Source organism: Erwinia sp. JUb26 (genome assembly GCF_003751505.1).
Taxonomy (GTDB): domain Bacteria; phylum Pseudomonadota; class Gammaproteobacteria; order Enterobacterales; family Enterobacteriaceae; genus Erwinia.
The window spans coordinates 470,715-490,484 of the sequence record NZ_RJVB01000002.1; the positions used below are offsets into that span (position 1 = coordinate 470,715).

Here is a 19,770-nt window from a genome sequence, read left to right on the forward strand (position 1 = left end):
CGGATTCAGCGTTACCATCTGCCGTTCACCCGCTGCCGGGTGGCAAATTCCTGCCTTTTTCCCTGGTTACAGCCGACTCAAACAGTCCATCGCCACCGCTTTGAAACTGTCAAAATCCTTGCTGTCCCGCAGCCGGGTCATCGCCCGTTCGCGCATAAAGGTGACGAACAGATCGTAGATCGCCATCGCCTCTTCATATTCACTCTTGCTGATGGCCAGCAGGAAGATCACATAGGCCGTTTCATCCCCCCATTTAATCCCATGCGGGGCCAGAACCGTATAGACGCAGGTTTTTTTTGCCAGCAGGCCGAGGGAGTGCGGCAGCGCGATGCCCTCGCCCAGCATGGTGCTGACAATGGCTTCGCGCTCTTCGACCGAGGGATAGAAGGTATCGTCGACGATCCCTTCCTGCTCCAGCCGATCGCACAGCTGGCGGAACAGCTCGGACCGATCGATTTCGCGATCGATAATGCAGAAGTGACCGGCGTCAAAAAACTTCTCCAGCATATAGGGGCGGGTGCGATCCAGCAGCACCTGCTTGCCCAGTTGCTCCAGCTGAAAATCGGTGGGAAACGGCGACATCACCACCACCGGCTTATCTTTATCACTCAGCCGCGCGGTAGAGATCACGAAGTCCTCCTCCACGCCCACCAGCTGCTCGTATTCGCGCAGGGAAATAATACGGCGCACCTCGATCTGCGGGTATTTACGCATCAGCATCGCCTGGATCATCCGCACCGTCGAGTTGCCGGTATCGCAGACCAACAGCACCAGCGGATAGCGCTGGTAGCCGACGTTATAGTGGCGCTCAAGTCCAACGCCGATATGCAGCACCAGGAATCCCACTTCGTTTTCACTGATGGCATAGGGCGTATATTTTCCCCAGCTGGAAACCGCCGCCAGCGTCACATCATAAGCCATCGGGTAGTGCTGTTTGATGTTCGCCAGCAGCGGGTTTGGAATATGGATCTGATAGCGCACCCGGGTGATCATGGTTTTAATGTGCGTCAGCAGGTCGGCGCGCAGCTGCGGGTCATTTTGCAGGTTAAAACCATAGTGGCTGTTGATGTAGTTAAGAATGTAGTCCACCAGCGATTCGCCATCGTCCGGGCTGATGGCGCTGGGGGCGACGTCTTCAATACGCCGGGCGGCGATATGCACCTGCAGCCAGGCCTCTTCCGCCGGAGAGATGCTTTTACCGGTGATCGGCCGCATCAGGTTGATAATGTGGCGGGCGGCATCGCGCACGTCATCGGCGACATCCTCAGCGATAAAGTCAGACAGTGGATAGCCTTCCGCGATACGGCGCACCGCCACCGCACAGTAGAGGCGCAGATACAGCTCGGCATCGTCGGCCAGGCGGATATTGAAGCGCGACAGGCACTCCAGCAGCATCGGCTGCAGGGTGGCCAGCATGCCCCGGTTCAACGCTTCCAGCTTCAGCAGCGGGCTGTCGGCATCTTCCTGCGCCAGCTGATAGAGCAGATCGGTCAGACAGGTGCGCATCGCCGCTTCGCTGCCAAACAGCTTCATGCCGTAACGTGGCCGGGTTTCAATCTCCAGGCCGTAGCGGCCCAGCCATTCTCTCACCTCTGCCATATCCCCCTGTAGCGTGGTGCGGCTGACAAACCATTCGTCCGCCAGATCTTCCAGCTTGAGGGAAAAAGCCGAGGTCAGAAAACGGGTTAGCAGGTAATGGACCCGTTCCGTTGAGGTTCGCGGCACGCGCAGATGGGACGTGGACTGCTGCTGCAGGCGGTCGTAGCGTCCGGCGTCATCAATCTTTAGTTGATAGCCCTCGCCCCGGCTCAGAACAAAACTGGCTCCGTGGTCGGCCAGCAGTTCATTGAGGGCGGTGATATCGGTGCGCACGGTGCGGGTGGAAACGGCCAGTCGGCGCGCCAGCTCATCCTGCGGCAGGATTTCATTTTGCAGAAGATCAAACAGCTGTGCCAGTCGTTGGTTGGGGAATCTCACGGGGTACCATTATCATCAAAATGTATCGTTTTAGGGGTGTTTTTAAATCTAGCTTAACTTTCTTCGCGCCGAAAAAATAGCGTAGCAGCCTCTGCCAATATTCATTTGACTGATATCGCAATTTATCCAAAAACTTCGCCATTTTGCTGCGTAAACCACAGAGCATTCCCCGCCGCCGCAGGATCCAAACGATCGTCCGGCGGCGGGAATTGGGCTTACGCCATGACTTTGCGGGTGATTGCCAGCAGCGTGGCGACATCCGCCGGACGGGTCAGACCGGTGGTTTTATCGATAATTGAACTGTAGATGTGCGGGATAATTTTCGTCACCCCGGCATCCAGCGCGATGCGCAGGATCGTCTCATAGTTCTTCAGATCGATACCGCCGGTCGGCTCCAGCCAGAAGTCGTTCCGGGCACAGGCTTCGGCCAGCGCGCGGAACTCGCTGATATCGACCATTTTATCCATCGGGAAGAATTTGACCGAACTGCCGCCCATATCTTTCAGCATGGCGATCGCCGTCGCGACCGGCACAATGCCGTCTTCCGCTTTACAGCTCAGCGGGCCGGTGGAGATTTTCACCCAGCCTGGGCGACCGGTTGGTGACGCCAGGCCGTTGACCACCGTTTCCGTCTGGCCGAGCAGCGCGCGGCTGGTGCCGACGCCGGTGAAAACCTGATTCACGTGCTGCGGCTGAACCCGTGCGGAGATGGCACTGACCATCGCAGACTGGTTCGGATCGCCCGCGCCCAGCCCGACGGACAGCGCGTTGTCGATCAGCGCCGCATACTTGCGCATATCTGTCACCGCGCTGTCCACGCTGTCGTACTTTTTTGACAGCACGCCGACCAGCACGTGACCTTCTGCGGCTTCCCAGACATCACGGGCGTTCTGCTTAGAACCGGCCAGTACGTTAAGGCAGACCCGGTCGCGATAAAATTTTGGTGTCAGCTTCATGCCTGTTTTCCCCCGGCGAGTAAATCCTGAATAGCGGTAAAAATCTGGTGCAGCTGAGGGGCGGATACGCTGCGCACGTCCACCTCAACAATGCCCTCGTTGGCCTTATAACCACGGAAATAGATCGCCTGCTCGCCGGTCTTCAGCGCCTGCACTATCGCGCCGGTGCTCATGCCGATGCGCGACTCGTCGAAGTGGATCTCCGCGCGGGCGATATCACGCCCGGCGGCATCCCAGACCACGCGTGCCTGAATGCCGTTCAGACCGTTCAGGTTGGTGATAAACGGCGTCATTTTCTCGACCATCTGCGCACCGCTGGCTTTTTCCTGCACCAGATAATTTTCAATCGCCTGGGTCAGGCCAAGAATGCCCTCTTTGCCCACCTTCATCGCCCGACCAATGCCCTGCGACTGGCGCTTAACCCACTCAACCTGCTGAAGTTTGCCGATCACCAGCCCGCTGGTTGGCCCTTCAATGGCTTTGGCTCCGCTGTAGATCACCAGATCCGCGCCCAGTGCGGTGTAGGCCAGCAGATCCTCTTCGGCTGCGGCATCCACAATTAGCGGTACGCCGTGCTGACGCGCGACCGCGACCGCCTGCTCCACGCTAAGGTGGCTCTTCTGCACGCTGTGGTGAGATTTGATATAGAGGATCGCCGCCGTGTTTGGTGTGACCGCCGCCGACAGCTGCTCGGGCGAGCACTCGTTGGCGTAGCCTGCCTCCACCAGGCGACCCCCGCCGAGCGCCACCATGGTGCCGACCGGCGCGCCGAAGTTCACGTTGTGGCCTTTCGGCAGCACGATATCGTGCGGCACGGTCAGCGGCGCGGCGTGCAGGTTTTCCAGCAGCCAGTCGTTGTCCTGAACGATGACGCCAGCAACGGATTGCGCAATCCCGGCGGACGCACAGGACACCACCACCGCCGCTTCGCAGTTCAGCAGCCCGGCAATGTACGCACCGGTTTTGTTGACCAGGTCTTTCATCTCAAAGTAGTGGTTCAGACCGTAATTCACCGTCTCCACCACGTCTGCCGCCGGGGTCGACACACCCAGGATAGTCATGCGGCCCGAGGCGTTAATCACCTGTTTCAGGCCATATTTCTCATAAACTGAAGTCATTACGTTTTTTCCCTTCATCGGTGAGGAATCCCTGCCCGCCCACCAGCGCGGCAAGCGGTACCAGCTGCGTATTACCTGCCAGCGTCTGGCCGTCAGAGTCGGTGAAAACACACGGCTGCTGCAGCAGGTCAAAAATAGTCAGATCGGCTTCACAGCCCACGTCCAGTCGCCCTTTTCCCTCCAGCTTCAGGCCGTCCGCGGCGTGAACGGTCACGCAGTCGATCACCTGCGACAGCGTCATACCCACGTGCAGAAACTTCGACATGACGTGCGCCAGGCTGTGTACCGGGCCGTTAATGCGGTTACGGCAGTAAATATCCGAGCTGATGGTCTGCGGCAGAATGCCCTGGGCAATCGCCACTCGCGCCACCTCAAAGCTGAAGCTGGCGGAGCCGTGGCCGACATCCAGCCGCACGCCGCGCTGAATCGCCCGGCTGACCGACGCACGCAGCTGGCCTTCCGGCGTCAGAATGCGGTTGGGCTTGCCGTTGTAGCAGTGGGTGATGATGTCACCGGCGGTCAGCAGATCGGCGATTTCATCCAGATTCGGTGGGTTATTGCCGATGTGCACCATCAGCGGTAAATCACCGTTCTCCTTCTGTATCGCTTTTGCCCGCTCCAGCGGCCTGATGCCGTTTTGCTCAACCACGCTGCTGCTGATGCGCGCCTTGAGGCCGACAATAAAGTCCGGGCGGCGCTGCAGTGCGGCTTTCAGCGCCGGACCATCGATTCTGGCCATATCCGCCAGTTCGTTCTGGGTCAGGATGCCGCTGCGGGCGATGTTCAGCAGCGCATAAACCCGGGTGCTGCAGTCGCGCGTCAGCTGCCAGAAATCGTCAACGTCGTCGGCCCCGGTGCTGCCCGCATCGATCACGGTGGTAACACCGGTATCGACGCCGATGCGATCGGCCTCATCGTGATAAATCGGGGATTTGGGATAGCAGTGAACGTGTGAATCAATCCAGCCCGCGCTCAGCCAGAAGCGCCCGGCCAGATCCCACTCGCGCGCTGCCGGGCCGGTGACGGTGCCCGTAGCGGCAATTTTCCCCGCCAGCACCGCCACATCGCTCAACGAGCCATCGCTGAGGCGGGCATTGCGGATAATCAGGTCATACATGGTGAACCTCCGGATCGTGGCGGCGCTGGCCGCCACGTTGAGTGATTACAGGGCGATCGGGAAGATGGCACCCAGTACCATCGCGCCGAGGATGGCCCCGCCGGTAATCGGTTTACCCCAAAGGTAAAACAGCAGTGAACCCACCAGCGACCCCAGGCCGATCGGAATGGATGCGGTCATCGCGGAGAGGATAATCAACGGCCCGAGGAAGCGACCCGAGGAATTACCCGCACCCATCATCACATCCGCGCCGTAGGTGGAGTCGCTGTTATTAATGGTAAATTTACGTGCCAGAATAATGAGATAGCCCACCGCCAGCCCGAGCACCATTCCGGTGGCCAGCGAGGCGGCAAAGTTAGCGACCGGGAAAACGAAGCCCGCCCCCAGCAGCAGCGCAGGAACGCCCAGACCAATACCGGTCTGGATTGCGCCACCGATGTCGAGGATGCCGACCAGCGAGCCTTCAATAATGCGCGCAAACAGGAAGCTGGCACCGAAGGCCGCGACCGCGCCATAGACGCCGGTTTCCATGCCCGAACGCAGCATCGAAACAAAAGCCACTTCGTTGAAAGCGCCCAGGCCATAGACGTAATACATGTGTGTACCGGCGAACACCCCGGCAGAAAGCAGGCCGACGAAGATCGGGAATGACCAGTCGTCGTACCAGAAACCGCGTTTTGACTCTTCCATTGCCATCGTCCTCTTATTTGCCGCTCAGGGAGTTGTGGATCATTTCCAGCCAGCCCGGTACGCCGAGCTGGAAGGATTCCAGTACCTTCATATCGAAACCACGGAAGAAACCACTCAGCACGAACAGCAGCACAATGGCGACCATCATCACTTTGGTGACGCGGTTCCAGCCCGCCTCTTCCACCCCTTTACCAATCAGGATACCCAGCACCAGGCCCGGTACGGCATTGCCCATGATCAGCTGCGCCAGCCCGCCGAAAATGGTGGCCCAGAAGCCGGATTTCTTACCGGCATCGATGGCCGCCAGCCAGAAGATCACCGGCATCACGGTATTGACCAGCAGGTTCGCGGCCGGAACCAGCACTTTAACCGCCGTCACCTGCAGCGCAGCGGGAACAGCGGAAGCGGTGGAGTTGAGGAACGCCACGACGATCATCCCAATGATGCCGCAGGCAATCGCCATCTTTTTCGGGTTGTGCAGAGTTTCTGCCACGTTGCGGTTTTTCACCATCAGTGCGGCCGCCCCCCAGTTCGGGATAATGCGGTGATCCACATCCTGGGTGAAGGAACCGGCGGCAACCGATGACGCCCAGGCGTTAAAGAAGAAGCCCAGTCCGAAGGAGAAGTGAGAAGCCGGATCGCCCTCACAGGAGTTCAGTTCACCCAGCGTACGAAATGCGCCCATTCCCTGGGAGGTGGGAGCGTGAAACATGCGGGCGGCACCGGCACCCACGCCGACCCCAACCAGCCCGCCGATAATCAGCGATTTAAATAAAATGATTAAAAACATCAGCTTTTCCTTTAGTTTTATTGCCCAACGTTTTTAGCTTTTCGAGGAAAAATCCACCTGCTCGGCATCAATCACCGAAACATTGACGGTAATCGCCAGTTCCACGCTGTACAGCCGTCGTTCGCGCGCGAGGAAGAAGAACAGAAACTTCTCGGTTTTCACGCTCTGCGTGGCCCGCAGGACCTGAACGTCAATCGGTTCGATGCGCAGCAGGATTTTGCTGGTGGATTTCAGTACGGTGTTTTGTACCCGGCTGAGGGCATCGGCAAAGGCTTTGCCCTTGCTGTCGCCCTTGCCGCTGACGTTCACCGTCGTGGTGAATTGCTCTTTCATCAGCCGTGCTTCTTCTGCCAGGCCTGCACCAGACGCTCGCCCAGCTCTTCTTTATCCATAAAGCCGAAGCCCAGCACGTTTGCGCCTTCATTGATGGCGGTGACGCCCTCATCGACGGAGCGCATGCCGTATTTCGCTTTATAGCCATGTTTGGTCTGCGCGGTGATCGCACCGGCACCGCCGCTGCCGCAGAATGAGATGCCGAAGGTGGCATTTTCCGCTTTCATCACGTCGCCCAGCTTCATATCCGCCGCCACGCCCGGTACCACAATGGCTTTACCGCCCGCCTTCTCGACGCCTGCGGCGACTTTCTGGCCTTTACCTAAACGATCGCCGATCACGACAATAATTTGAGACATGCTGTGTTCCTTAAATTTAATGGGTTATTACGCGTGCTGTCGGTAGCGGCAAGCCTACCCAGCTCACAAGGCGTTTTCTTTCGCCACTTCAAAATGAACGGAGAGGAGCCAGGCTTCCTCTTTGGGCAGGTTGCCAAACAGATCCACCACCTGCTGTGCCAGTACCATCGACTCTGCTGAAATGTCTTCAAACAGTTCCGCTTCCACTTCCGGCAGCGGTTCGCCGGTCAGCGAACGTAGCGCCATCGCCTTAACGTGTGAGGTAAGCATCTGCTGCTGCACCGCATTAGGCACGATGGTGCGTTCGGCAAACAGTCCGGCAATCTGCGTCATCACCTGCTCGGCCAGAGCCTGAATTTCGTCGCTGCGTTCTGTGGCCGACAACGTTCCATTACTCACATCGATCCCCTGTGTTACGTTTCGGCGTAGACCAGAAACCTTTTTGCTGATGCAAATAAAGTACTGCCGGAGGGCGCGACTGTGGAGAACGACTTTTTCCACTTCGAAACGGAAATAATGGCCACAGGAGCGATCCCGCTCGCAAAAACGTTGAAATGTGCGTTTTTAATTTAAGTTTGAAATTTACGGCGAAAAAAACGAAACATTCCGCATATTCCGTGCGTTACGGGAATAAAAGTGAGGTTATCGCGAAGGGGAAATAACGATGAAAGAAGAAAAACTTATGGTGAAAAAAGGCCCCTGGTGGGGCCCTGAGTAATTAGCCGTAGTGGCTAGCGGAATTTCTTATGGCCTTCGTCACGGGTGGCGGCAAACTGCTTCGCCTGTTCCTTTGCACCGGCCAAATCGCCGGCGTTAGCCAGCTTCAGGCTGGCGTCAATCTGACCAATCAGCTTATCCAGTTCGGCATGATAGTCCTTCACCTGCGAACTGTCGGCGGGCTGCCCCTCAAGCTTATCCGGCGTGTGGGTTTTCGCATCGCTGGCAGCGGTGCGCATATCGCTTAAGGCGCGCACCATCTCCGCCTTATCATCGGTTTTCTGTACCGTCCTTAAAGCACCTTTCAGGACGTCCATATCACCTTCAAGATCCTGCGCCAGCAGCGGGGATGCGGCGCACAACAGGGCAGAGCTCAACATTGCAATTAATAATTTACGCATATCAGATCCTATTTTTATAAACGGGTATCATGCTGCAAAAAAAAGGCGACTTCACAGTCGCCTTCTATATTACGCGTAAATTGTTAAATTATTGTCCGGCAATATTCATTTCTGGTAACAAAACGGATCCGCACTGAATATTGCTGCGCGTTTCAATATCGCTACCGACGCTGACCATATTGCGCCACATATCTTTCAGATTGCCGGCGATGGTAATTTCACTGACCGGATACTGAATCACCCCGTTTTCCACCCAGAAACCGGATGCGCCGCGCGAGTAGTCACCGGTAATACCGCTTACGCCCTGCCCCATCAGCTCGGTCACCACCAGGCCGGTGCCCAGCTGCTTCAGCATCTGTTCAAAACTGTGGCCCTGACCGGCAATGCGCCAGTTGTGAATACCGCCCGCGTGGCCAGTGCTCTGTAGCCCCAGCTTACGCGCCGAATAGCTGGTCAGCAGCCAGGTTTGCAGCACGCCGTCTTTGATGATGTCACGGGACTGCGTGCGGATACCCTCGCTGTCGAACGGCGTGGAGGCCAGGCCCTTCAGCAGATGCGGCTGTTCCTGAATGGTCAGCCAGTCCGGCAGGATCTGCTGGCCGAGGGAGTCCAGCAGGAAGGTCGATTTGCGGTAGACGCTGCCGCCGCTGATGGCACCCACCAGGTGACCGAAGAGGCCGGTGGCCACTTCGGCGGCGAACAGCACCGGCGCTTTCATAGTAGAAAGCTTGCGCGGAGAAAGACGCGACAGCGTACGGCGGGCGCACTCTTCACCCACCGACTCCGGTGAGCTCAGGTCGGTGATGGCCCGTCCGATGGTGTAGGCGTAATCGCGCTCCATATCGCCATTTTCTTCGGCAATCACGCAGCTGGAAAGAGAGTGGCGGCTGGAGCAGTAGCCCTGCAGCATGCCGTGGCTGTTGCCAAACACTTTAATCCCCACGTGGCTGTTAAAGCTGCCGCCTTCGGTATTGGTAATACGTTTATCGACATTCAGCGAAGCCTGTTCCGCACGCGCGGCCAGTTCGATAGCACGATCGGCATCGATCTCAGCGGGGTGGAACAGATCCAGATCCGGCGCATCGAACGCCAGAAGATCGCGATCGGCAACGCCCGCATACGGATCCGGTGAGGTGTAGCGGGCAATATCGATCGCCGCCTGAACGGTACGTTTAATCGCTTCCGGGCTGAGATCGGTCGATGAGGCGCTGCCTTTGCAGTTCTGATGATAAACGGTAATGCCCAGCGCACCGTCGCTGTTGAACTCGACATTTTCCACTTCACCATAGCGCGTGCTCACGCTGATGCCGGTAGTTTTGCTTACCGCGACTTCTGCCCCATCAGAACCGGCTTTTGCCAGTTCGAGTGCCGTCGCGACCGCCTGTTCCAGGATTTTTCGCTGTTCTGCAACTTGGGAGAGTAATTTCATCGACCTGCCGTATAATTAACAGTGCGGTTTCCCTGTGGTCTAACTCGTTCATATCCTGAGCTTTAAACCACCTGCAAAACCGCGCATGGGTGATAAGGGTTAATTTGAGTCTAACAGACTCAGAGAACAATTTCGCAGTAGCCGAAATTTCCTGATAGCATTAGCCTCTTTTTTTGGAGCCTAACCATGACCAAGCAGCCCGAAGACTGGCTCGACGACGTACCCGATAACGAAGAAGAAGAAGACGACGAGATTATCTGGGTCAGTAAAAGTGAAATTAAACGCGACGCCGAAGAGCTGAAACGCCTGGGCGCCGAGCTGGTAGAACTGGGGAAAAACTCCCTGGACCGCATCCCGCTGGATGAGGATCTGCGTGCCGCGATCGAGCTGGCGCAGAAGATTAAAAAAGAGGGCCGTCGCCGTCAGATGCAGCTGATCGGAAAGATGCTGCGCTCGCGTGATGAAGAGCCGATCCGCATCGCGCTGGATAAGCTGAAAAACCGCCACAACCAGCAGGTTGCGCTGTTCCACAAGCTGGAAGTGCTGCGCGATCGTCTGGTTGAGCAGGGTGATGATGCCGTACCGGACGTGCTGAATCTGTATCCCGATGCCGACCGTCAGCAGCTGCGCGCGATGATTCGCAACGCGCAGAAAGAGAAAGCGGAGAACAAACCGCCTAAAGCCTATCGTCAAATCTTCCAGTATTTGCGCGAGCTGGCCGAAGCGTAACCCGCATGGACAGGGCTGCAACTCGTGCGCCCTGTCCTGATATTGAATCCGGTTCGGGTAAGCGTTTTCGGAAACAGCCGCATTACGATAGCAATGCGACTGCCGCCGTGAACACGTTCGTTACTTTTCCGCTTTCGCCAGACGATCCAGCAGCTTCTGGTGAATACCGCCGAACCCGCCGTTGCTCATCACCAGGATGTAGTCGCCAGGCTGGGCTTTTTTGGCAATCATCTCAACCAGCGTATCGACATCCGCACTCCACTGAGCGGGCTGCACGCAGGCTTCCGCGACTTCCACCACCTGCCACGGAATGTGGTGAGGCTGGAAGAGGAAGACTTCGTCGGCGCGGCCCAGCGCCGGAGCCAGATCGTCCTTGCTGATGCCCATTTTCATGGTGTTGGAGCGCGGCTCCAGCACGGCAAGAATGCGTGCGGTGCCACCGACTTTACTGCGCAGCGCCGCCAGCGTGGCGAGGATTGCCGTCGGGTGATGGGCAAAATCGTCGTAGACTTTGATGCCGTTGCTCTCACCGCGCAGTTCCAGGCGACGACGGGCGTTGATAAAGTCGTTAAGCGCACGGCCGGCATCTTCCGGCTTCACGCCAACGTGGCGCGCGGCGGCAATCGCCATCATGCCGTTTTGCATGTTGTGCTCGCCCACCAGCGACCAGTTCACCTCAGCAACCCGCTCACCGTCGAGATACACTTCCCAGCGGGAAGCATCCGGGACCAGCTTTTTCACCTGCCAGTGTCCGTTATCGCCGACAATTTCCTGCTCGCTCCAGCAGCCCATCGCCATCACCTGCTTCAGGTTGGCATCGTTCTCCGGCAGGATGATTTTCCCCTGTCCCGGAACAATACGCACCAGATGATGGAACTGCTTCTGAATCGCCCGCAGATCGTCAAAGATATCCGCGTGATCGAACTCGAGGTTGTTGAGGATCAGCGTGCGCGGGCAGTAGTGAACAAATTTGGAACGCTTGTCAAAAAACGCACAGTCGTACTCGTCCGCTTCAATGACAAAAAATGGGCTTTTTCCTAAATTTGCTGAAACCTCGAAATTGCCCGGCACGCCGCCGATCACAAAGCCCGGTTCATAGCCGCAGGCCTGTAAAATCCACGCTGCCATGCCCGCCGTGGTGGTTTTTCCGTGAGTTCCTGCTACCGCGATAACCCAGCGGTCGCGCAGAACAAAATCATGCAGCCACTGAGGCCCGGAAAGGTAAGGAATATTACGCTCCAGCACGGCTTCGACACAGGGATTACCCCGGCTCATCGCGTTGCCGATGATCACCAGATCCGGTGCCGGATCGAGCTGGGATGCATCATAACCCTGAATTAAATCAATGCCCTGCTTCTCCAGCAGTGTGCTCATTGGCGGATAGACGTTAGCATCGGAGCCGGTGACGTCGTGCCCCAGCGAACGTGCCAGCATCGCCAGGCCGCCCATGAAGGTGCCACAGATACCGAGGATGTGAATACGCATAAAAGGTCTTTTCCTTAAAAGTTCGTCGCACAGTGTAGCGCCCCCATCGAGCGGAAGAAACGGATTTACCCTATGTTCTTTACCGTTCAATCGGCTAAACTGCGTACGCATACGTTGCAGTTTGTAAAACAGGCTGCTACTCAACCGCAGATTCAGGGATTGTGTTATGAAAACGTTAGGCGAATTTATCGTCGAGAAGCAACACGACTTTCCGCACGCAACGGGTGAACTGACCTCATTGATCTCCGCGATCAAACTGGGCGCAAAAATCATCCACCGCGATATCAACAAAGCAGGCCTGGTTGATATTCTTGGCGCAAGCGGCGCTGAAAATGTGCAGGGCGAGCAACAAATGAAGCTCGACCTGTACGCAAACGAAAAACTGAAAGCCGCGCTGAAGGCCAGGGGTATCGTTGCCGGTATCGCATCTGAAGAAGAAGACGAGATCGTTATCTTCGAAGGTGTGGAAAACGGTAAGTACGTGGTCCTGATGGACCCTCTCGACGGTTCTTCAAATATCGATGTAAACGTTTCCGTTGGAACGATCTTCTCAATTTACCGCCGTATCACCCCTCCGGGTACGCCGGTTACCGAAGAAGACTTCCTGCAGCCGGGTAGCCAGCAGGTCGCAGCGGGCTATGTGGTTTACGGTTCGTCCACCATGCTGGTGTACACCACCGGTTATGGCGTTCACGCCTTTACCTACGATCCGTCACTGGGCGTATTCTGCCTCAGCGCCGAGAGGATGACCTTCCCGGAGAAGGGTTACACCTACTCCATTAACGAAGGTAACTACATTCGATTCCCGCAGGGCGTGAAGAAGTACCTCAAGTTCTGTCAGGAAGAGGATCTGGAAACTCATCGTCCTTATACCTCACGCTACATCGGCTCTCTGGTGGCGGACTTCCACCGCAACCTGCTGAAGGGCGGCATCTACCTGTACCCAAGCACGGCCAGCCACCCGAAAGGTAAACTGCGCCTGCTGTATGAGTGCAACCCGATGGCGTTCCTCGCGGAGCAGGCGGGCGGCAAGGCCAGCGACGGTCAAAACCGTATTCTGGATCTGATCCCCGAAACGCTGCACCAGCGTTCACCGTTCTTCGTCGGCAACGACCATATGGTGGATGATACCGAACGTTTCCTGCGGGAATTCCCGGACAACTAACGGTTAAGCAGGGCGGTCAGATGACCGCCCTGCTCTTTTGTAGATCTGCTTATTCGTTTGGTGAACGGGGCAAGTCAGCGAATCACCCATCCTTTTTCAGCACCCGCCCGCTCGGAAGAATCTGCTATCGCTCCGACGTATTCTTAAACGCTGAAAAAGCGCAGGACTTTAAAGTTGACCTGGCTATAATACCCGGCACTCAACCTAATATGATTTAAGGAACTCAGAATGAGCCTGAACCATGTACCAGCGGGCAAAGACCTGCCAGATGACATCTACGTTGTTATCGAGATCCCGGCTAACGCTTCTCCGATCAAATACGAAGTAGACAAAGAGTCTGGCGCTCTGTTCGTTGACCGCTTTATGGCGACAGCAATGTTCTATCCGTGCAACTACGGTTACATCAACAACACCCTGTCTCTGGATGGGGATCCGGTTGACGTGCTGGTACCAACCCCGTACCCGCTGCAGCCTGGTTCAGTGATCCGCTGCCGTCCGGTTGGCGTACTGAAGATGACCGATGAATCTGGCGAAGATGCCAAGGTTGTTGCGGTACCACACAGCAAGCTGAGCAAAGAGTACGAGCACATCCAGGATGTGAACGACCTGCCAGAGCTGCTGCGCGGCCAGATCACCCACTTCTTCGAGCAGTACAAAGCGCTGGAAAAAGGCAAATGGGTTAAGGTTGACGGCTGGGAAGGCGTTGAAGCCGCTAAAGCTGAAATCGTCTCTTCTTTCGAGCGCGCTGCTAAGAAATAAGACCGAGACCTGACCGATCAAGCCGAAATTCACAATGTTCGGCGGCTGTCGGCGCGGAGTCAGAAAAATCCGGGGGCGTTCGCGTTCCCGGATTTTTTTATGCCTTCAGCACCTCGTGTGCCAGTGCCAGCGCGTGTTGCGGATGTGCCAGCACATCACAGCTGTATTGCTCAATGGTTTTCTGTTGCTGCATCGCCAGCGTGCGCATCAGGCTGTACGCCGCCGCTTCATCCAGCGCCAGTGACTGCATCAGCAACAGCTGAGTGCCGAATACGTATCGCCGTGCCTTTAACCTTTCCTCCTGCCTTTTTATCTGCTGCTCCAGCTGACAGCGCTGATGCCAGCCGTGCAGCGCCAGCATTAACGCAGTCATCACCCCATCCGAACGTACCGGCTTGCGCAGGTACCCGGCAATCTGCTGGTCAACAATCCACTGCAGGCGCGATGGAGTTTCCATCATCGACAGGGCGATTTTCGGCAATGCCGGCCACGCCAGACGATCGGTTGGGTGAAACAGCACCGGATTGTCGGCGTCAAACAGCACCACATCGGCGCTGTCAAAAACCGCCTGCGGCGGAAACTCGGCATAAAAAGCCACTTCCATTCCCAACCGCGTCAACTGCAGCTGCAGGTTTTGCGTGTCCCGGCGGTCGCAGCCGATCACACAGGCGCGTAGCCCGCGCAGACGGATCTTATCAGGGCGCACCGGTCACCTCCCCGATGTGGACCTGCTCTAACTCCACCCACGTCAGCCACGGGTCCGGCTGCACCGGCCCGTCGCCCTGCCAGAACACCTGCAACACACCGTTTTCACAGCGGGCCAGATGCGGCGTCAGCCAGGCATGATTGTTTTCCGCATCAATCCGGACCTTACCCGCCGGGCCATCAATTTCCTGTTGCCACAGCGCACCGCGTACAGCGGCAACGTCATCACATCCGGCCTGCATCAGCGAGCGGGCGAGGAACTGGCCAGCCAGCCACGCGGTTTGTGCATCGACCGACGGTGAACTGGCTTCGCCGAAACGCGCGGCATAACGGGAAAGAAACTGGCGATTGGCTTCACTGTCGATGGACTGAAACCATGCGGCGGAGACCAGGTACCCCTCCAGTGCGGCGGCCCCGATCATTTTCACTTCCGGTTCGCACAGCGTCAGGCTGAGTTTCAACAACCCCGGCGTGCGCAGAAACGGATGCAACGCCGCTGCCTGCTGCCAGGCCTGATAGAAATGATAGGCAGAAGCGCCCACCAGCGTGGCCAGCACCACCGTTGGGCGCTTAGCGATAATGTCTGCCACTATCACCGCCACATCGCCCGCACCCAGCGGCAGCAGCTGGCTGGCGATCACCCTACCGCCGGCCGGTTCGATACTTTCCCGCGTGATGCGGTCAATCTCCCACGACCAGACGTAGTTTGAGCCAATATGGTAGATCTGCGGCTGCGGCTGGCGGGCGAGCAGATAGCGGATCATCGGCAGTACGTGCTGGTTGGGTGCCGCACCGAGGTAAACTACGTTGCTGCTGCTTTCGAAACCTTCATAGCGCGGGGAATGCCACAGTAGGGCGTTGGCCCCTTCGATCAGCGGCAGGATCTGCTTGCGTGAAGCCGAGGTATAGCAGCCAATAATGTGCTTTACGCCGTGGCGATAGAGCAGATCGTGGCAGTATTCATGGTATTTATCGAGGGAACCGCCCGGATCGTAAACGATCGGCGCCAGGGTAAAACCGTAGGCGCTATCGGCATTGATCTCTTCGATCGCCAGCATAATACCATTCAGCATTTCACGGCCAATCACGCCGTAATTACCGGATACCGAATAGAGGATACCCACCGGGATCACCGTTTTTTTATCACTGCCATCCCCGGTTGAGATTAACTGCATGTTTACTCCTGCATGGCGGCCCCGCAGGGCCGCTCGGAATTAGTCCAGATTCACCGCTACCAGCGCTTTATAGTAGTGCGGCTGGCGCATACGTACCAGGTCCTTGCGCCGCACGACATGGGTCGGCCAGCCGCCGGTCAGCCCGCCGGTATCAATCGCCATCGTGGTCACGCCCTGTTCTGCCAGCTGAAAACCTTCACTGCGAGGGAAAGCAAAGGTATCCGGCCCGTAAATACCACTCAGACCCACGCTGCCCTGAGATGCATCCTGGGTGTTGGCAAAGGCCAGCCACAGATTATTCTCCCCCGCCCGTACCCGTGGCAGCAGCCAGTGGTACGCATCGGCCGCGCGGGGAATGGGGTAGCTGTGCGGCACCGAGGTTCCCTCATGTGCCAGCGAAAGCGGCTGGCCGAGCGCGGCCGGGCAGGCAACGATATCGCAGCCGTGCAGGGCCAGCACGCGGGCAGATTCCGGCAGCAAAAGATCGTCGCCGATCAACAATCCCACGCGACCGCACGGCAGATCGTAATGCGCCCACCGCTCACCCGCCGTGGCCCACTGGCTGTCCGCTGCGCTGAGGTGGATTTGACGATAGCTACCCACAATCCCCTCCGGGCCAACCAGCACCACGCTGTTAAAGTACCGCCCCCCATCGGTTTCAATCAGCCCGCACACCAGATGAAGCGAAAACGTGATGGCAATGCTCTGCAGCTCTGCGAGGTGGTGGCTGCTGAGCATCAGGGCCTGCTGCACATTGCTGCCGGTTAAGGCTTTCTCCGGCAGCACCAGCAGTTCAGCACCAGCGGCGTGTGCCTGCCGGGCCTGTTGCACAATCAGCGCCAGGTTGGCCTCGATCCCCCCCCCCGGCGTAAACTGCCCGACCGCTACGCGAGAGGCCTTACCCGGCGGTAAGGGCTGTAGCCCATAGAGCGTGAAGAAGTCCTGCGGGTTCCAGCTGTAAGTATCGGTCATCAGCGCTTTATACAGCGCCGGACGGCGCCGGCGTAGCCACGGGTTATCCTGCGCACGGCGATAGTCCGGCACGGTAATTTCTGCCGCAACAATCGCGTCACCGCCGTCGCAGGCCGCCAGCAGCGTGCCGTCACTGTCCATCACGCAGCTGCCGCCGCTAAACTGCACGCCTCGCTCCAGACCCCAGCGGTTACTCTCAATCAGTGCGCAGCCGTTCTCCCACGCCCGCGTAATCCAGTACGGCGCCGGGGTGCGCTCCGCCAGCCAGTTACTGATATGACAGATGATCCCGGCACCGCCGAGCGCCGCCAGCCGCGCCGTTTCGATAAAGTGGATATCCATGCAGATCAGTAGTGCAATGTTGCCAATCGGCGTTGCAAACACCTGATGGCCGAGGTCGCCATTCGCCGCCCACTTCGGCTCAGAAATATAGGGATGGGTTTTCCGATGCTGGCCAATCACCCCCTGTGGGCCGATCAGCACTGCGGTGTTGTAGTAGAGACCATCCTGCGCATCGATTTCCGGCATGCCGACCACCAGGTAGCAGTCGTGGCGCGCGGCCAGTGCCGTAAAACGTTCGGTGGTTGCGCCGGGTACGGTTTCCACAAAGGGGGCAACCTCCTCCCGGCTTTGCCAGCAGTAGCCGGTGGTGCCCATCTCGGGCAGGACAATCAGACGCGCGCCCTCCTGCGCTGCCTGCTCGCTCAGCGCCAGCAGCTGTTGGATATTCTCCTGGTGACGAAACTGGGTCGGTTCAAACTGGATTGCGGCAACCTTCAGTGAGTGTCCCTGCATTATTCTGCCTCCTGAGTCAGTACGGGTTTTGGTCCGCTGTAGGCGTCAGACGGACGCCAGCTGGTTTTCATATCCTGCGGGAAGGTTTTGAAATAGTACTGGCCGCGCGTTGCGACGCTGATGGCTACATGGATCACTGGCCCCACCAGCATGGCAATAAACGAGGCGTAGACCATCGGGTAAAGACCCAGCACGCCCGCCGCCCCAATCGCTACCGCAACCAGCAGCGCGATAGTCCCGGAGGGATTCCACATGCGCAGATACTCTTTGCGGTACTCGACGAAATCGCTGGGCGCGAGGTTGAACACTTTGCGGCAGATAAAGTAGTCGGCCAGGATGATAAAGACCCAGGTATTGGTCAGAATGCCGGTAATCGACAGGAAGGTACCGGTGTACTGCAAAATGTTGCAGACGTAGAACAGCACGCCCAGCGCCCAGACCAGTACCATCCACCATTGGCGGCCCGGACGGTAGTTAAACGCCATATCCATGGTGTTGGAGAGCGCAATCGAGCCAGAGTAAAGATTCAGTACGTTGATACGGATCTGGGTGATAACCGCGAACAACACGCCGGTCAGAGCAATAATCAACGGGAAGACAAAGCCAGGGTCAAGCGCCAGCGCCCACGGATCGCCCTCGGCGATCGACGGCATCAGCGTGTAGGCCATAAACGCGCCGAACAGCATCACCACCACAATCGGCAGCAGCATCCCCAGCATGATCGTCGCGGTGCCTTTGTGGCTGATACCCGGTTTGGCAAAGCGACCATAGTCGGTTGCCATCAGTCCCTGAAAGACGATCTGACCGTTCGCCATGTTCATCACCAGCCACAGTGCGTTGGCATCAACATCACCTTTCGCGTGCCAGCCAGAGAAGCCTATCGGCGTGTAGTCGTGGGTCAGCTGCCAGATGCAGAAACCAAACAGCAGGATAAAGATCGGTACGCCCCAGGTTTGCAAAAATTGCATCGAAGACATGCCCTTCCACACAAACCAGATAGCCACCAGCCCCATCGCCGCGAAAATGGCGATCCCGGTCGGTGAGTTAACCGCCACTCCGGCATAGTTGGCGATCGCATGCGAGACGATGGTGCCTTCAAACAGGAAGTAGAAGATAAAATTGATAGCATAAATCAGCGAGGTAAATGCCGATCCCATATAGCCAAAGCCAAGGCCGCGCGTCATCAGGTTAAGCGACAGCCCCTCTTTACTCGCCAGCTTCATAATGCAGGCACCAATTACGGTAGCAAAAATAACCATATAGGCAATCGGTAACAGCAGCGTCGGCCAGCCGACCGTGTAGCTCATATCTGCCCCGAGGCTGAACCAGAACATCGCCGTCGAGTTACCCAACAGCACCAGAATAATGGCCGGGATCGGCCAGCGATAGGTGGTGGGCACCCGTCCCACCGCATAGTCCTCAACGGCTTCCGCCTCGGTAATATCCTGCGGCCCCTGGAACCACTGCTTCAGTTTTCCCATGATTGTCTCTCCAAATAAAAAAAGCCCCGCTGACTACAGTGAGTCAGCGGGGCTTCTTTGCCGGTCAATAATTGTTATCTGTCAGGCGATGATTCGCACAACAGCATCAGTTCTTCCGCAGCAGGCGCCGTTGCCTGTACCGGAGCGAATCCGGCCATGGCGGTATCTGCATCTTGCAAAAGCGGTGCCAGCTTATGAGGTAGGAATAAATACAAGGGGTTAACACCGATCTGACGGGGACCAGGGCGCGAACTGCACCACAATAGCGCAGGCTGCACTCTTATTTGCTGGCGGGATAGAACTCAGGGTCCAGTATCTGTGCCTCACTCCAGGGGCAGAGCAGCGGGAAATGTTTCTCATCAATGCCCGTTTCACTCGCCGCAGAAAGGATCGCATCGCCATAAGCATCCGCCATCAGGACGGAAAGCTCATTTTTTAAACTGGGATTACGCGCCAGTCGGCGCACGATTTTTCGGCGTTGTTACGCAATCGTCAGCTGCCACCTTCTTCCCTGATGGCTGGGTTGAAACTCCCATTTCAACAAATGCTGCAGTAATACTTCGAGGCGTGATTCCAGTTGTAGTCTTTCAGAGAAGCGGCCAGGCGTCAAAAGGTAG

Annotated in this window: 19 protein-coding genes and 1 pseudogene; 3 read left to right on the forward strand and 17 right to left on the reverse strand. The window is 57.3% G+C overall.

Going from position 1 to position 19,770, the window contains the following annotated elements; translation table 11 throughout:
* Positions 1 to 66 precede the first annotated feature (66 nt).
* From EC836_RS07265 to pmbA, 11 genes are all read right to left on the reverse strand, one after another.
* On the reverse strand, positions 67 to 1,977 hold the full coding sequence (locus tag EC836_RS07265) for a transcription antiterminator (RefSeq protein ID WP_123331571.1): 1,911 nt from the start codon (positions 1,975 to 1,977) through the stop codon (positions 67 to 69).
* A 215-nt stretch (positions 1,978 to 2,192) separates the two neighbouring features.
* Positions 2,193 to 2,933, reverse strand: a complete 741-nt coding sequence (locus EC836_RS07270) for a KDGP aldolase family protein (protein WP_123331573.1) — start codon at positions 2,931 to 2,933, stop codon at positions 2,193 to 2,195.
* Positions 2,930 to 4,051 (reverse strand): DgaE family pyridoxal phosphate-dependent ammonia lyase, encoded by a 1,122-nt coding sequence (locus tag EC836_RS07275; RefSeq protein WP_123331575.1) that lies wholly within the window; start codon positions 4,049 to 4,051, stop codon positions 2,930 to 2,932. Before EC836_RS07275 ends, EC836_RS07270 begins: the two co-directional genes overlap by 4 nt.
* A complete protein-coding gene (locus tag EC836_RS07280; RefSeq protein ID WP_123331577.1) occupies positions 4,035 to 5,168 on the reverse strand; it encodes an amidohydrolase/deacetylase family metallohydrolase in 1,134 nt (377 codons plus the stop codon). Before EC836_RS07280 ends, EC836_RS07275 begins: the two co-directional genes overlap by 17 nt.
* A gap of 45 nt (positions 5,169 to 5,213) precedes the next feature.
* Positions 5,214 to 5,858, reverse strand: a complete 645-nt coding sequence (locus EC836_RS07285; RefSeq protein WP_123331579.1) for a DUF4310 family protein — start codon at positions 5,856 to 5,858, stop codon at positions 5,214 to 5,216.
* 13 nt (positions 5,859 to 5,871) lie between these two features.
* Positions 5,872 to 6,648 carry a DUF4311 domain-containing protein gene (locus tag EC836_RS07290; RefSeq protein WP_123331581.1) on the reverse strand — a complete coding sequence of 259 codons (777 nt, stop codon included), beginning with the start codon at positions 6,646 to 6,648 and terminating at the stop codon, positions 5,872 to 5,874.
* A 33-nt stretch (positions 6,649 to 6,681) separates the two neighbouring features.
* Positions 6,682 to 6,981 carry a DUF4312 family protein gene (locus EC836_RS07295; protein ID WP_123331583.1) on the reverse strand — a complete coding sequence of 100 codons (300 nt, stop codon included), beginning with the start codon at positions 6,979 to 6,981 and terminating at the stop codon, positions 6,682 to 6,684.
* Positions 6,981 to 7,340, reverse strand: a complete 360-nt coding sequence (locus EC836_RS07300; protein ID WP_123331585.1) for an SFCGS family glycine-rich protein — start codon at positions 7,338 to 7,340, stop codon at positions 6,981 to 6,983. Before EC836_RS07300 ends, EC836_RS07295 begins: the two co-directional genes overlap by 1 nt.
* 63 nt (positions 7,341 to 7,403) lie before the next feature.
* The gene (locus tag EC836_RS07305) at positions 7,404 to 7,739 is read right to left on the reverse strand and encodes a glycine dehydrogenase (RefSeq protein ID WP_255416833.1); all 336 of its coding nucleotides are present in this window, start codon (positions 7,737 to 7,739) and stop codon (positions 7,404 to 7,406) included.
* Between the two features lie 332 nt (positions 7,740 to 8,071).
* A complete protein-coding gene (cybC, locus tag EC836_RS07310) occupies positions 8,072 to 8,458 on the reverse strand; it encodes a cytochrome b562 (protein WP_123331589.1) in 387 nt (128 codons plus the stop codon).
* Positions 8,459 to 8,546: 88 nt separating this feature from the next.
* Positions 8,547 to 9,887: a metalloprotease PmbA gene (gene pmbA, locus EC836_RS07315; RefSeq protein ID WP_123331591.1), complete on the reverse strand. Its 1,341-nt coding sequence runs from the start codon at positions 9,885 to 9,887 to the stop codon at positions 8,547 to 8,549.
* A gap of 186 nt (positions 9,888 to 10,073) precedes the next feature.
* On the opposite strand from pmbA, the gene yjgA reads away from it, so the two are divergent.
* Complete coding sequence (gene yjgA / locus EC836_RS07320) at positions 10,074 to 10,616, forward strand: ribosome biogenesis factor YjgA (protein WP_123331593.1); 543 nt, start codon at positions 10,074 to 10,076, stop codon at positions 10,614 to 10,616.
* A 120-nt stretch (positions 10,617 to 10,736) separates the two neighbouring features.
* On the opposite strand, the gene mpl is transcribed toward yjgA, so the two are convergent.
* A complete protein-coding gene (mpl, locus tag EC836_RS07325) occupies positions 10,737 to 12,101 on the reverse strand; it encodes a UDP-N-acetylmuramate:L-alanyl-gamma-D-glutamyl-meso-diaminopimelate ligase (RefSeq protein ID WP_123331595.1) in 1,365 nt (454 codons plus the stop codon).
* A gap of 166 nt (positions 12,102 to 12,267) precedes the next feature.
* Here mpl and fbp point away from each other — a divergent pair, with 166 nt between their 5' ends.
* Together fbp and ppa are read left to right on the forward strand one after the other, a co-directional pair.
* Positions 12,268 to 13,266: a class 1 fructose-bisphosphatase gene (fbp, locus tag EC836_RS07330; protein WP_123331597.1), complete on the forward strand. Its 999-nt coding sequence runs from the start codon at positions 12,268 to 12,270 to the stop codon at positions 13,264 to 13,266.
* 228 nt (positions 13,267 to 13,494) lie between these two features.
* On the forward strand, positions 13,495 to 14,025 hold the full coding sequence (gene ppa / locus EC836_RS07335) for an inorganic diphosphatase (protein WP_105592067.1): 531 nt from the start codon (positions 13,495 to 13,497) through the stop codon (positions 14,023 to 14,025).
* A gap of 97 nt (positions 14,026 to 14,122) precedes the next feature.
* Here the strand turns inward: ppa and EC836_RS07340 are convergent, their stop codons facing one another.
* From EC836_RS07340 to EC836_RS07360, 5 genes and pseudogenes are all read right to left on the reverse strand, one after another.
* Entirely contained in the window at positions 14,123 to 14,731 is a 609-nt protein-coding gene (locus EC836_RS07340) for an ANTAR domain-containing response regulator (RefSeq protein ID WP_123331600.1), read from the reverse strand.
* A complete protein-coding gene (locus EC836_RS07345) occupies positions 14,721 to 15,905 on the reverse strand; it encodes a transporter substrate-binding domain-containing protein (RefSeq protein WP_123331602.1) in 1,185 nt (394 codons plus the stop codon). Before EC836_RS07345 ends, EC836_RS07340 begins: the two co-directional genes overlap by 11 nt.
* Positions 15,906 to 15,944: 39 nt before the next feature.
* A complete protein-coding gene (locus EC836_RS07350) occupies positions 15,945 to 17,672 on the reverse strand; it encodes a nitrilase-related carbon-nitrogen hydrolase (RefSeq protein ID WP_123331604.1) in 1,728 nt (575 codons plus the stop codon).
* On the reverse strand, positions 17,672 to 19,153 hold the full coding sequence (locus EC836_RS07355; RefSeq protein ID WP_123331605.1) for a cytosine permease: 1,482 nt from the start codon (positions 19,151 to 19,153) through the stop codon (positions 17,672 to 17,674). Before EC836_RS07355 ends, EC836_RS07350 begins: the two co-directional genes overlap by 1 nt.
* 280 nt (positions 19,154 to 19,433) lie before the next feature.
* Positions 19,434 to 19,763 (reverse strand): annotated as a pseudogene (locus EC836_RS07360) (DUF29 domain-containing protein).
* Positions 19,764 to 19,770: the final 7 nt, after the last annotated feature.